At 57.7% G+C, this 12,695-nt stretch carries 12 protein-coding genes and 1 other RNA gene; 5 read left to right on the forward strand and 8 right to left on the reverse strand.

What is annotated here, in order from left to right; all coding sequences use genetic code 11:
- Positions 1–42 precede the first annotated feature (42 nt).
- A complete protein-coding gene (locus tag AC1UKS_RS19605) occupies positions 43–945 on the reverse strand; it encodes a LysR family transcriptional regulator (protein WP_013200539.1) in 903 nt (300 codons plus the stop codon).
- Between the two features lie 125 nt (positions 946–1,070).
- On the opposite strand from AC1UKS_RS19605, the gene AC1UKS_RS19610 reads away from it, so the two are divergent.
- Positions 1,071–1,775: a pirin family protein gene (locus AC1UKS_RS19610; protein ID WP_482434937.1), complete on the forward strand. Its 705-nt coding sequence runs from the start codon at positions 1,071–1,073 to the stop codon at positions 1,773–1,775.
- Between the two features lie 82 nt (positions 1,776–1,857).
- On the opposite strand, the gene AC1UKS_RS19615 is transcribed toward AC1UKS_RS19610, so the two are convergent.
- The 4 genes from AC1UKS_RS19615 to rsmI form a co-directional block, all read right to left on the reverse strand.
- Positions 1,858–2,427 (reverse strand): UPF0149 family protein, encoded by a 570-nt coding sequence (locus tag AC1UKS_RS19615; protein WP_106381826.1) that lies wholly within the window; start codon positions 2,425–2,427, stop codon positions 1,858–1,860.
- A gap of 108 nt (positions 2,428–2,535) precedes the next feature.
- A complete protein-coding gene (locus AC1UKS_RS19620; RefSeq protein ID WP_482434938.1) occupies positions 2,536–3,345 on the reverse strand; it encodes a shikimate 5-dehydrogenase in 810 nt (269 codons plus the stop codon).
- Positions 3,346–3,747: 402 nt separating this feature from the next.
- An RNA gene (rnpB, locus tag AC1UKS_RS19625) (RNase P RNA component class A) lies at positions 3,748–4,125 on the reverse strand.
- Positions 4,126–4,157: 32 nt separating this feature from the next.
- Positions 4,158–5,015: a 16S rRNA (cytidine(1402)-2'-O)-methyltransferase gene (gene rsmI / locus AC1UKS_RS19630; RefSeq protein ID WP_013200535.1), complete on the reverse strand. Its 858-nt coding sequence runs from the start codon at positions 5,013–5,015 to the stop codon at positions 4,158–4,160.
- A 62-nt stretch (positions 5,016–5,077) separates the two neighbouring features.
- Between rsmI and AC1UKS_RS19635 the strand changes: the two genes are divergently transcribed.
- Genes AC1UKS_RS19635 through dolP form a run of 4 tightly spaced genes read left to right on the forward strand, consistent with a single transcriptional unit; the run spans position 5,078 to position 8,712 of the window.
- Positions 5,078–7,156: a penicillin-binding protein activator gene (locus AC1UKS_RS19635; protein WP_482434939.1), complete on the forward strand. Its 2,079-nt coding sequence runs from the start codon at positions 5,078–5,080 to the stop codon at positions 7,154–7,156.
- Positions 7,114–7,506, forward strand: a complete 393-nt coding sequence (locus AC1UKS_RS19640; RefSeq protein WP_265911491.1) for a YraN family protein — start codon at positions 7,114–7,116, stop codon at positions 7,504–7,506. Before AC1UKS_RS19635 ends, AC1UKS_RS19640 begins: the two co-directional genes overlap by 43 nt.
- 32 nt (positions 7,507–7,538) lie before the next feature.
- Positions 7,539–8,129, forward strand: a complete 591-nt coding sequence (gene diaA, locus AC1UKS_RS19645) for a DnaA initiator-associating protein DiaA (protein ID WP_013200532.1) — start codon at positions 7,539–7,541, stop codon at positions 8,127–8,129.
- A gap of 10 nt (positions 8,130–8,139) precedes the next feature.
- Positions 8,140–8,712 (forward strand): division/outer membrane stress-associated lipid-binding lipoprotein, encoded by a 573-nt coding sequence (dolP, locus tag AC1UKS_RS19650; protein WP_013200531.1) that lies wholly within the window; start codon positions 8,140–8,142, stop codon positions 8,710–8,712.
- Positions 8,713–8,771: 59 nt separating this feature from the next.
- Here the strand turns inward: dolP and AC1UKS_RS19655 are convergent, their stop codons facing one another.
- The 3 genes from AC1UKS_RS19655 to dagF form a co-directional block, all read right to left on the reverse strand.
- Positions 8,772–10,682 (reverse strand): BglG family transcription antiterminator, encoded by a 1,911-nt coding sequence (locus AC1UKS_RS19655; protein WP_151038404.1) that lies wholly within the window; start codon positions 10,680–10,682, stop codon positions 8,772–8,774.
- A 60-nt stretch (positions 10,683–10,742) separates the two neighbouring features.
- Positions 10,743–11,888: a lactonase family protein gene (locus AC1UKS_RS19660; protein ID WP_265911493.1), complete on the reverse strand. Its 1,146-nt coding sequence runs from the start codon at positions 11,886–11,888 to the stop codon at positions 10,743–10,745.
- A 66-nt stretch (positions 11,889–11,954) separates the two neighbouring features.
- Entirely contained in the window at positions 11,955–12,695 is a 741-nt protein-coding gene (dagF, locus tag AC1UKS_RS19665) for a 2-dehydro-3-deoxy-phosphogluconate aldolase (protein WP_482434940.1), read from the reverse strand.

Here is a 12,695-nt window from a genome sequence, read left to right on the forward strand (position 1 = left end):
GGCCGTTTTTTTGCGCGGAACGCAGTGGGATGACGCAGCCGGTTAACTCTGGCGTTTGGCCATCAGTTTCGGAATTTCACGCAGGCACCAGGCCTTCGCTTCGCCCATGCTGTCACGCCGCCACGCCATGATAATGTCAATTTCGCGGGTGTATTCCGGGCTAACCACCCGCAGGCGTCCTTCGGCGATATCCTTTTCCACCATCGGATATGGCATCGACGCCACGCCCAGTCCGGCCAGCAGGGCACGGTGTTTGTCTTCGATGGTGCTGACCGTTAGCCGTTGCTGTTTATCCAGCAGCTGCACGGTGAGCACCGGACGCTCGCGCGCGGTATCCGCCACCGCGATGCCACGGTATTTCACGCGGGTCACTTCGGACAGCGGTTCCGGCTCGTCATGAATCGGATGATCCGGGCTGGCGACAATCACGCTCATCATGCTGTACAGCTTGCGGGTGTTGATCTCCGACGAGGCGCGAAAATGCAGGTCCGGCGCAATCACGATGTCCGCTCTGCCCTGCTCCAGACGTTCCCAGGCACCGGCCAGCACTTCCGTCACCAGCGAAATCTGGGTATTTGCCTTATCGGCCAGCTTACCGATCAGTGGGAACAGGTATTCGCTGGGGATCAGCGCTTCGGTGACGATGGTCAGGTGCGTTTCCCAGCCGCGCGCCAGCGCTTCAGCATCGGTTGTCAGCTTATCTGCCGCTTCCAACAGCACCCGGCCACGCTCTAACAGCATCCGGCCGACGTTAGTAAACTTGGTGCGGTGGCCGGAACGGTCAAACAGCACCACGTCCAGCTCCTCTTCCAGCTTCTGCATGGTGTAGCTGAGCGCGGAAGGTACCCGACCCAGTTCGTCCGCTGCGGCAGCAAAACTGCCCCGGCGATCGATAGCATCCATCACTCTCAGCGCTTCCAGCGTCAGGGCGCGGTCTTTAGCCATTGCGGTTCTCTGTCAGGAATTTTGAATATACCGAGCAGATTAACTGGCTAACAATCCGGCGTCCAGAAACTTACTATAGATGCAGAATAAACGGTCGGGTAAATCACATCGACCGGGGAGGATTTATGATTACCAGTCGCACCGCGCAAGAGTGTGGCAAGGCTGATTATGGCTGGTTACAAGCCCGCTATACCTTTTCCTTTGGCCACTATTTTGACCCCAAATTACTGGGCTACGCGTCGTTACGCGTGCTCAATCAGGAAGTGCTGGCACCAGGGGCTTCCTTCCAACCGAGAACCTATCCAAAGGTCGACGTACTGAATCTGATTTTGCAGGGCGAGGCAGAGTATCGCGACAGCGAAGGCAACCACGCATTCGCGCAACAGGGCGAGGCGCTGCTGCTTTCGACGCAACCCGGCATCAGTTACAGCGAATTTAACGTCAGTAAAGAGCAGGAACTGACGCGGATGCAGCTCTGGCTGGATGCCTGTCCCGAGCGTGAGAACGCCGCGGTACAGCGCGTGAAGATGCCAGAAAACGCCCGTTATACGCTGTTGGCGTCGCCGGATGGCGCGGACAACAGCCTGCAACTGCGTCAGCAGGTTTGGGTGCATCATGTGGTGCTTGAACCTGGCGAGACGCTGACCCTTAAACTTCATGGGCCGCGCGCCTATTTGCAGTCGATTCACGGCGGCCTGAATGCGGTGACCGGAACGCAGGCAAAAGAAGCGTTGGTCTGCGGAGATGGCGCATTTATTCGTGAAGAAGTGAGCGTAACGCTGATGGCCGAGACGCTGCTGCGCGCGCTGGTAATTGATTTGCCTGTTTAATTTAAGCCGGCATCAGGGAAAGTCCAGAAACAGAAAACCCCGCCGAAGCGGGGTTTTCTGTTTCTGGCATCATCGTGAAGCGTTACTCAGGCGCGCGCTTCGCGGTCCAGTACTCATACAGCTTGAGCGCCGCCGGGCGGATGGCCTGCTGCGCCAGCACATATTCATCCGGCGTCATCTTTTCAAGCTTCGCAAACTGCTCTTCATCGCCGTGGACCGCAATCGCATCGAGCGACGGTTGCAGGCTGTCCGGTAAGCCGGACCAGTCATCCAGCGCCACGCCGCGCAGATAGCCAAAGCACCAGTCTTCGACCACTTCATAATCTTCATCATCAATGGTGCTGAAGCCAAACAGCGGTTCAAACTGGTCTGGCGCGGTCGCAAGACGTTCAGCGGTGTCATTGAGATGCTGGAAGATCAGGTCGTTGAAGCGGTTTTCATCCACATCGCTCGGCCATAGCGGGATCTGCTGTTCACCGCCCCACAGCGCGGTTAACCAGACTGAAGAAGGCAGTTTCGTCGGGCCAGACAGGATGGCCGTAAACATGCCGTCCAGTTCAGAGATATCCAGCACGGAGTTTTCGCTGCCGTGATTCATCAGCGCCTCATCCAGCCACTCCAGCTCTTCTTCGTTTAGCGGTCCACTGTTCATGCTGTTCTCCTCAGATCCTTCAATTTTTGCGGCGATAATCGCTCAAGCTTACCAGAAAAGCCTCTTTCCTGACGGAAAGGATCGGTCACCGGGGGCTAAGCAATGGGTTCAGGCACGCGAGAAGGCTGACGCTTCCAGCATCAGCGCTTCATCGGGACGCACGCCGGTATATAAGGCGAATTGTTCCAGCACCTGCAGGGCGATCACTTCCGCACCCGTCACCACGGTTTTGCCATATTCCCGCGCCAGCGCGATCAGCGGCGTTTCTGCCGGGAAGGCCACCACGTCAAAGACAAAAGTAGCGGCCTGCACGTCCTCTTTGCTGAACGGCAGCTGGTCCTGCTCTGCGCCACCGGTCATGCCAACCGGGGTGACGTTGACAAGGATATCGGCCTTCTCGCCGGTTGGCGTTTTGCTCCAGCGGAAGCCATATTTGTTGGCCAGTGCGGCGCCTTTCTCTTCATTACGCGCCAGTACCGTCACCTGAGTAAAGCCACTGTCTCGGAACGCTGCCACCACCGCTTTCGCCATTCCGCCGCTGCCCTGAATAATCACCGTCTGGTTGCTGTCCGGGAAGTTCTTCTCAATCAGCGTTTTCACCGCAATATAGTCGGTGTTGTACGCCGTCAGATGCCCATTGTCATTGACGATGGTATTGACCGAATCAATGGCTTTGACCGAGTCGGAGAGGGTGTCGAGGAAGGGAATACAGCTCTCTTTAAACGGCATGGAGACTGAACAGCCACGGATCCCCAACGCCTGCACGCCTTTCACCGCATGTTCAATATCCTGAGTGGAGAACGCTTTGTAGATGAAATCCAGATCGAGCTTTTGATACAGGTAGTTGTGGAAGCGGGTACCGATGTTGCTTGGGCGGGCTGAGAGGGAGATACAGAGTTGGGTGTCTTTGTTGAGCATATGAAGGTCCTTGTACAAAGTCTGCTGCCCGTTTGTTCAACCATCATAGTTGAAGCTGGGGGTTAAATCAGAAACCTGCCTGCCGTTTCACTCCGGGATCATCTGCTGATAATATGCTTGCCTTGGTTTTGATAGGGATCATCAAATGCCTCTTAATGAATCTGGCGTTATCGGGTCTCCCAACAGCGCGATAGCCCATCCTGACGGTCTTAAATGTTATGGGCGGATTCCCGAAATTAATACGCGGGGTGATGTTATTCCTGCCGGTGAGGTTTTCCTGCGTGCTGGCAGGCATACCGGCCCCAACAGAGGGTTTGGCGTTCGTCACATATGGGCTGAGCATCAAACTGAACTGACCCGATAAAGCAAAAACCCCGCCGAAGCGGGGTTTTTATTTGAATGAGTTGAAGCTGACCGTTAAGCCGGGTTCTGTCGTGGACAGTCATTCATCTAGGCCAGCAATCGCTCACTGGCTCAAGCAGCCTACCCGGGTTCAGTACGGGCCGTACCTGGTGAACCCCTATTTGGCCTTGCTCCGGGTGGAGTTTACCGTGCCACGAACTGTTACCAGCCGCGCGGTGCGCTCTTACCGCACCCTTTCACCCTTACCTGATCCCACAAGTGGGCCATCGGCGGTTTGCTCTCTGTTGCACTGGTCGTGGGCTTGCGCCCCCCAGGCGTTACCTGGCACCCTGCCCTATGGAGCCCGGACTTTCCTCCCCTCTGTCTGTCTCCCCCGAAGGAGGACGGCAACAAAGCGGCGACTGCCTGGTCAGCTTCGGCGCGGATAATAGGGGATCCCGCGCGATTTGTCACCCCTCTTGCTGCTCCAGGGCGTATTTATACAGCGCATTTTTTTTCACAGCGTGGATTTCGGCGGTTAATTGCGCGGCTTTTTTCAGCGGAAGCTCCTTCTGCAACAGCGCCAGGGTGCGCAGCGCTTCCGGCGGCAGCGCGTCTTCTTCGGCGTGGAAACCTTCGACAATCAATACCATCTCGCCTTTGCGGCGGTTTTCATCTTCCAGAACCCAGGCCAGCAGCTCGCCCACCGGCGCGCCCTGAATGCTTTCCCAGGTTTTAGTGATCTCGCGGGCCAGCACAACATAGCGATCCGGTCCCCAAACCGTCACCATATCCTGTAGACTCTCCAGCAGACGGTGGGTGGATTCGTAAAAGATCAGCGTGCGCGGTTCCTGTTCCAGCTCGCGAAGCGTATCGCAACGTCCTTTGCTTTTGGCCGGTAGAAATCCTTCGTAACAGAATCGATCGGACGGTAACCCCGCTGCGCTTAATGCTGTGATCGCGGCGCAGGCGCCAGGCAGAGGAACGACGCGGATACCGGCTTCACGGCAACGGCGCACCAGATGGTAGCCAGGATCGTTGATTAACGGCGTGCCGGCATCGGAAACTAAGGCGATGCTTTGGCCTTCCTGCAGCCTGGCAATCAACGTTTCGGCTTTGTACTGTTCGTTATGATCGTGCAATGCGAACAGGCGCGCATTGATGGCGAAATGTTGTAGCAACAGTCCGGTATGACGTGTATCTTCCGCTGCGATCAGATCGACGCCCGCAAGCACCGTCAGCGCACGCTGGGTGATATCGCCCAGATTACCGATCGGGGTTGGAACGATATAGAGCGTGCTGGCAGAAATATCATCGCGTTGTTTCATTGTGTGATCCGAATTGCCGATTTAATATTGAGCATCTTGAAAAAAACATCACTGGATACAGTATGCTTCCTTCGAAAGTCATTCATAACAAAGCAGGACGCTGCATGCCTGTTCTTCTGGCCGCCCTGTTCTTTGCGGGGTGTTCAAGCCAGGGTCCGCAAACGCCAGAGGCGAATGTGCAAGGCGCAGCTACAGGCACCTCTGACTATTATCTGCAGCAAATGCAGCAAAGTTCAGATGATAACAAGGTTGACTGGCAATTACTCGCAATCAAAGCGCTGCTCAACGAAGGGAAGTTCCCTCAGGCCAACGACCAGCTTTCCAGTCTGCCGCAGACGTTAAACGATACCCAACGTCAGGAAGCGCTGCTGTTACAGGCGCAGGTTAAGCTGACTCAGCAGGACGTGAATGGCGCGGCGGGCCTGTTAAAACAGGTTGATGTTAGCGCGTTATCGAAAGAGCAGCAGGCCCGTTACTACCAGCTGCAGATTGCCGCGAACCAGGGTCGTCCTTCGCTGGACGTGTTGCGTGCATACATCGCGCAAGAGCCGTTGTTGACCAATCCGGCCGACAAACAAAAGAACATAGATGCCACCTGGCAGACGCTGGTCCAGATGTCGCCTGCTCAGGTCAGCAACATGGTGATCAACGCTGACGAGAATACGCTGCAAGGCTGGCTGGATTTGCTGAGCGTGTATAAGGCCAACAGCAACGATCCCGACATGCTGAAAGCCGGTCTGCAGGACTGGCAGACCCGCTACCCGGTTAACCCGGCGGCCAAAATGCTGCCAACGGCATTGAGCCAGGTGCAGAATTTCCAGCAGTCGACCACCGGTAAAATTGCCCTGCTGCTGCCATTAAGCGGACAGGCGCAGATCTTTGCCAACGCCATTCAGAAAGGCTTTAACGACGCGAAAAACGGCGTGCTGACCCAGGCGGCCGCCCCGGCACCTGCCACGGCCAGCACACCAGCCGCCGATGGCAGCGCACAGCCGGCGGCGGCGACCAATCCAGCCGATCCGGCCGCAGCGGTCAGCCCATCCGCCGCGCCAGTGGAAGCCAATCAGAACGCCAGCGCGACGCCAGACGCCCATGCCGCTCAGGCGCAGCCTGCTGCCCAGTCCGGCAACGTCGCGCAAACCGCGCCACCGTCCAGCTCATCCCAGGTACAGGTGTATGACACCAGCACCCAGCCGATTGACCAGGTGCTGGCGCAGGCACAGAAAGATGGCGCCACGCTGGTGGTCGGCCCGTTGATCAAAAGCAACGTCGAGAAGCTCTCTTCACTGCAAACCCCGCTGAATATCCTTGCGCTGAACGAACCGGAGACGGTACAGAACCATCCGAATCTTTGCTACTTTGCGCTTTCTCCTGAAGACGAAGCCCGTGATGCCGCTCATCATATGTGGGATCAGGGCAAGCGCTCGCCACTGCTGATGGTGCCACGCAGCTCGCTGGGTGACCGTGTCAGCAAGGCGTTCGCCACCGAATGGCAGAAGCTGGGCGGCAGCACCGTACTGCAACAGCAGTTTGGCTCGACCGGTGAGCTGAAGCAGGGCATCAACAGCGGTGCGGGCCTGCAACTGACCGGCACGCCAGTCACCACCGAACCGGCTCAGCCGCAGGGTGTGACCATTGCCGGGCTGACCATTCCGGCTCCGACGCAGCCCGAGCCAGTGGCGGCAACGTCGGGCAATGGCGGCAGCGTCGACGCGGTCTACATTGTGGCCACCGAAGGTGAAATGGCGCTGATCAAACCGATGATCTCTATGCGCGTCAGCAGTCGCAGCATGGTGCAGATGTATGCCAGCTCCCGCAGCTTCCAGGCCGGTTCCGGCCCGGACTACCGTCTGGAGATGGAAGGTCTGCAGTTCAGCGATGCGCCGCTGCTGTCCGGTTCAAACCCGGCCCTGCTGCAGCAGGCCGCTAAAAACTTCAACAACGATTACTCGTTGGTTCGTTTGTATGCCATGGGCGTGGATGCCTGGACACTGGCAAACCACTTTAACGAAATGCGCCAGCTGCCGGGCTTCCAGGTGAAAGGGGAAACCGGCAACCTGAGCGCAACTCAGGACTGTGTTATCAACAGGAAGTTGACATGGAACCAGTATCGCCAGGGGCAAATCGTTCCGGCAAACTGAGTCGCCAGCAAACGGGGGCGGGCTATGAGCTTCATGCCCGCCGCCTGCTGGAGCACGCAGGGTTAACCTTTGTGGCGGCCAACGTCCGCTATCGCGTCGGGGAAATTGACCTGATTATGCGCGACCGGCTGACGTGGGTGTTTGTCGAGGTGCGGTATCGTCGTAGCGATCTGTTTGGTGGCGCCGCCGCCAGCGTGACCCGCAGCAAGCAGCGCAAGCTGCTGCGCGCCGCAGCGGTGTGGCTTCGGGGACGCAACAGCAGCCTGGATAGCGCAGACTGCCGTTTTGATGTGATTGCGATAACCGGCACCCAGGTTGACTGGTTACCCAATGCCTTTTCGGCGGAGTAAACACTCCACCAACGACTGACCAGGTGAATGAAGTGCTGGAAAGAATAAAAGTATGTTTTACCGAAAGTATTCAGACGCAGATTGCCGCGGCAGAAGCGCTTCCGGATGCCATCTCCAATGCAGCGATGACCATGGTTCAGTCGCTGTTGAACGGCAACAAAATTCTGAGCTGTGGCAATGGAACCTCAAGCGCCAATGCCCAGCATTTTGCCGCCAGCATGATCAACCGTTATGAAACGGAGCGGCCAAGCCTGCCGGCGATCGCGCTGAGTGCGGATAACGTGCTGCTGACGGCCATCGGTAACGATCGTCTGCACGAAGAGATTTACGCCAAACAGGTCCGGGCGTTGGGCCAGGCGGGTGACATTCTGCTGGCCATCTCAACCCGCGGCAACAGCCGTGATATTGTGAAGGCCGTAGAAGCAGCGGTAACGCGCGACATGACCATCATCGCGCTTACCGGTTATGACGGCGGCGAGCTCGCCGGTTTACTGGGACCACAGGATGTGGAAATTCGCATCCCCTCGCACCGAAGCGCGAGGATTCAGGAAATGCACATGTTAACCGTGAATTGCCTGTGCGATTTAATCGATAACACCTTGTTTCCCCACCAGGACGTTTAAAGGAGCTTAAATGAAGGTATTACCAACTCTGGCCGTGGTACTGACCGCGCTGATGTTACAGGGCTGTGTGGCTGCGGTGATTGGCAGTGCAGCGGTAGCGACCAAATCCGCCACTGACCCACGTACCGTTGGGACTCAGGTAGACGACAGCACGCTCGAGCTGCGCGTCAGCAATGCGCTTGGCAAAGACCAGCAGATTAAAAATGACGCCCATATCGTCGCCACCGCCTATCAGGGCAAAGTCCTGCTGACCGGCCAGTCGCCAACGGCGGATATCGCCAGCCGTGCGAAGCAGATCACCATGGGTGTCGACGGTGCGAATGAGGTGTATAACGAAATCCGTACCGGCGACAAAGCCAGTTTCGGCACCGCCTCTTCCGATACCTGGATCACCACCAAGGTGCGTTCGCAGTTGCTGTCCAGCGACCAGGTGAAATCGTCCAATGTGAAGGTGACCACCGAGAACGGCGAAGTGTTCCTGCTGGGTCTGGTGACCGATACTGAAGCGAAAAGCGCGGCTGATATTGCCAGCCGGGTGAGCGGGGTGAAGCACGTCACCACCGCCTTTACTATTCTGAAGTAAACGCTAACCGCCCGTGCAACCCTCTGCACGGGCGGACTTTATTCCTGCCGTCCTTGCCGCTACAACCGACTTAAACAGTCCATCGCCACTGCTTTAAAACTGGCAAAATCGCCACTGTCCCGCAGCCGGGTCATCGCCCTTTCGCGCATAAAAGTGACGAACAGATCGTAGATCGCCATCGCCTCTTCGTATTCCGTTTTGCTGATCGCCAGCAGGAAAATGACGTGGGCGGTCTCTTCTCCCCAGGCAATGCCCTGTGGGGCCAGCACGGTGTACACCACGGTTTTCTTCGCCAGCAGGCCAAGGGAGTGCGGCAGCGCGATGCCCTCGCCCAGCATGGTGCTGACGATCGCTTCACGCTCTTCCACCGACGGCCAGAAATCGCTGTCGACCACCCCTTCCTGCTCCAGCTGTTGGCACAGGGTCTGGAACAGTTCGGCCTGGGTCATCGGCTGGTCGATGATGCGGAAGTGGCTGGCATCGAAGTATTTTTCCAGCATATAAGGCCGGGTGCGATCCACCAGCACCAGCTTACCAATCTGCTCCAGCTGGTATTCCGTCGGGAACGGCGACATCACCACCACCGGCTTATCTTTCTCGGTCAGCCGCGCGGTAGAAATGACAAAATCTTCCTCGATGCTCTGCTTCTGCTCGTACTCCCGCAGCGAGACGATATGACTGAGGACGATTTGCGGGTATTTGCGCGTCAGCATCGCCTGGATCATCCGCACCGTCGAATTGCCGGTGTCGCAAACCAGCAGGATCTGCGGATGCCGCTGATAGCCGACGTTGTAATGCCGCTCCAGACCGACGCCAATATGCAGCACCAGGAAGCCAATCTCGTTTTCGCTGATCACATAAGGGGTGTACTTGCCCCAGCTGGAGACCGCAGCCAGCGTGACGTCATACGCCATCGGGTAGTGCTGTTTGATATTGGCCAGTAGCGGATTGGGAATATTTATCTGATAGCGAACGCGGGTGATCATGGTTTTGATGTGCGTCAGCAGGTCAGCGCGGAGTTGGGGATCGTTCTGCAGGTTGAAATTGTAGTGGCTGTTGATGTAGCTGAGGATGTAATCCACCAGCGCTTCACCATCGTCCGGGCTGATGGCGCTGGGCGCAATCTCCTCGACGCGCCGTGCCGCGATATTCACCCGCAGATAGGCCTCTTCCGACGGCGAGATAGCCTTGCCGGTGATTGGCCGCATCAGGTTGATGATGTGCCGCGCCGCATCGCGCACGTCTTCATCGACGTCTTCCGCGCTGAAGTCAGACAGCGGATAGCCTTCGCTGATACGCCTGACCGCGACCGCGCAATACAGCCGCAGATAGAACTCGCTGTCATCGGTCATGCGAATATGGAAGCGGCTGAAGCACTGATGCAGCAACGGCTGAAGCGTGCCTAACATGCCGCTGTTCAGCGCTTCCAGATTCAATAGCGGATCTTCGCTGTCTTCCTGGGCGATTTTATACAGCAGATCGGTCAGGCAGGTGCGCATCGCCACTTCGCTGCCAAACAGCTTCATGCCGTAACGCGGCTTGGTTTCAATCGCCAGCTGGTAACGCCCCAGCCACTCTCTCACTTCAGCCATATCACTTTGCAGCGTGGCGCGGCTGACAAACCACTCATCAGCCAGATCTTCCAGCTTCAGGGAAAAAGCTGAAGTGAGAAAACGGGTTAACAGATAGTGCACGCGGGCGGCGGAGGTGCGCGGCACGCGGAGATGTGACGGTGACTGATCCTGCAGCTGGCGGTAAAGCGCCTCATCATCCACTTTCAGCTGATAGCCCTCGCCCCGGTTTAACACCAGACGGACGCCATGATCGGCCAGCAGCTCATTCAGGGTGGTGATATCGGTGCGGACGGTGCGGGTGGAAACGTCAAAACGTCGCGCCAGTTCATCCTGAGGCAACGTCTCGTTTTGAAGCAGATCGAACAGTTGGGCCAGGCGTTGGTTTGGGAATCTCACACTTTATCCTGTGATTGCGGGGCGGAAGGAGAGGGCCGAACAGCGTCGGCCCCTGAATAATTACGGCGTTAACACCAGTTGAGACGGTGCCCCAACCGCGGTGTAGTCGTTGGTAAACGACAGGGCGCCATTCGCGGGATCCACCTTGAAACGGGTGATGTTATCGCTGCGCTGATTCATGGCATACAGAGTCTTACCATCTGGTGACAGCGTCAAGGTGCGCGTGTAATCGCCGCGCGTCCAGACATCGTCCTTCTGCGTCAGCGTGCCGTTGGCCTCAATGGCGAAATGCGCAATGCTGTTATGCAGGCGATTGGCGACATAGAGATTTTTCCCGGCCTTATCGATCACAAGGCCAGCGGCAAAGCTGGTGCCTTTGTAGCCCGCAGGCAGCGCCGGGACGGTCGCCGCTTCGCTAAGCGTACCCGTTTTGCGGTTCAGCAGATAGTGAGTCAGCGTCGAGGCTTCTTCGTTGATCAAATAAACCGAATGGCCGTCGGGATGGAAGACAAAGTGGCGGGGTCCGGCACCGGCCGACGATGCCGGGATCCAGGCCGGCGTATTCGGCTGCAGCTTGCCGTCGGCACTGAGTCGGTACTGATAGATACGATCCAGTCCCAGATCGGTGGAGAAGACAAATTTGCCGCTCAGATCGGTGGCGATCATATGCGCATGCGGGCCGTTATGATCGCTGACCGCAAAGCTGCCCTCAACGGCGGCTGCCGGTTTGGCGGCGCCGGCCGGTCCCTGATCCTGCTGCGTGTCGCTGGCCTCCGACAGGCGACCATCGGCCAGCACCGGCAGCACCGCTTTGCTGCCGCTGACGTAGTTGGCGACCAGCAGGAATTTACCGTCCGGCGTCAGCGACAGGTAAACCGGCCCGGCGCCATGGGTACTGACTTCATTCAGCTTGCTCAGACTGCCATCTGCGGCAATGGCATACGCCACCACCACGCCCTTCTCGCTCTCGCTGGCAACATACAGCGTCTTGCCTTTGGCATCCGCCGTCAGCTGCGCCGGATTGGCTAGCTGGCTGACCAGCGTTTTGCCACTCAGCGCGCCGTCGGCCGGGTTAACCTGGAAGCGGTAAAGGCCTTCACCATTGGGATTATAGGTGCCGACCCAGGCAAACTGCGCCTGTGCCACCAGGGGAACCGTCGCCATCAACGCGACAGACACGGCAGAGATCAAAGACCAGTTACGCATGGTGTTCCTCGCAAAGAAATGTCAGGGGACTACAGAAGCGGCGGGCAGAACGCCCGCCGTGAGCACTTAACCGACCAACTTTTTGGTCATCGCCAGCAGCGTGCTGACATCGGCCGGACGGGTATTACCGCTCTCTTTATCGATGATTGAGCTGTAAATATGCGGAATGATCTTCGGCACGCCAGCATCCAGCGCGATCTGCAGGATCGCTTCGTAGTTCTCCAGATCGATGCCGCCGGTCGGCTCCAGCCAGAAATCCTGTTCTGCACAGGCTTTAGCAACCGCCTTGAATTCGTCGATCGATTTCAGGCCGCCCATCGGGAAGTATTTTACCGAGCTGGCACCCATGTCTTTCAGCAGGGCGATGGCGGTTTCTACCGGGACAATCGCATCGGCGGCTTTGGAACTCAGCGGGCCGGTGGAGATTTTGACCAGGCCGACCTTGCCAGTTGGCGAGATCAGCGCGTTGACCACGGTCTGATCCTGTCCCAGCAAGGCGCGGCTGGTGGCGGCTCCGGTGAACACCTGGTTCACATGCTGCGGTTGGATCTCAGCGGAGATGGCACTGACCATCGCCGACTGGTTCGGATCGCCGGCACCCAGACCCACCGACAGCGCGTTATCGATCAGCGCCGCGTACTCACGCATATCGCTTACCGCGCTGGCCACGCTGTCGTAGTTTTTGGACAGTACGCCCACCAGCACATGGCCTTCCGCCGCCTGCCAGATCGCGCGGGCATTCTCTTTCGAACCGGCCAGCACGTTGAGACACACGCGGTCTTTATAAAATTTCGGGGTCAGCGTCAT

This window comes from Erwinia sp. AK-PDG3-5, assembly GCF_056821705.1.

Bases quoted from the DNA above. Each gene is read 5' to 3' on its own strand.
- AC1UKS_RS19620 (WP_482434938.1), bottom strand. From the start codon at position 3,345: ATGCTCAACAAAGACACCCAACTCTGTATCTCCCTCTCAGCCCGCCCA.
- AC1UKS_RS19635 (WP_482434939.1), top strand. From the start codon at position 5,078: ATGCTTCCTTCGAAAGTCATTCATAACAAAGCAGGACGCTGCATGCCT.
- AC1UKS_RS19640 (WP_265911491.1), top strand. From the start codon at position 7,114: ATGGAACCAGTATCGCCAGGGGCAAATCGTTCCGGCAAACTGAGTCGC.
- dolP (WP_013200531.1), top strand. From the start codon at position 8,140: ATGAAGGTATTACCAACTCTGGCCGTGGTACTGACCGCGCTGATGTTA.
- AC1UKS_RS19615 (WP_106381826.1), bottom strand. From the start codon at position 2,427: ATGAACAGTGGACCGCTAAACGAAGAAGAGCTGGAGTGGCTGGATGAG.
- rsmI (WP_013200535.1), bottom strand. From the start codon at position 5,015: ATGAAACAACGCGATGATATTTCTGCCAGCACGCTCTATATCGTTCCA.
- AC1UKS_RS19610 (WP_482434937.1), top strand. From the start codon at position 1,071: ATGATTACCAGTCGCACCGCGCAAGAGTGTGGCAAGGCTGATTATGGC.
- AC1UKS_RS19605 (WP_013200539.1), bottom strand. From the start codon at position 945: ATGGCTAAAGACCGCGCCCTGACGCTGGAAGCGCTGAGAGTGATGGAT.
- AC1UKS_RS19660 (WP_265911493.1), bottom strand. From the start codon at position 11,888: ATGCGTAACTGGTCTTTGATCTCTGCCGTGTCTGTCGCGTTGATGGCG.
- dagF (WP_482434940.1), bottom strand. From the start codon at position 12,695: ATGACGCTGACCCCGAAATTTTATAAAGACCGCGTGTGTCTCAACGTG.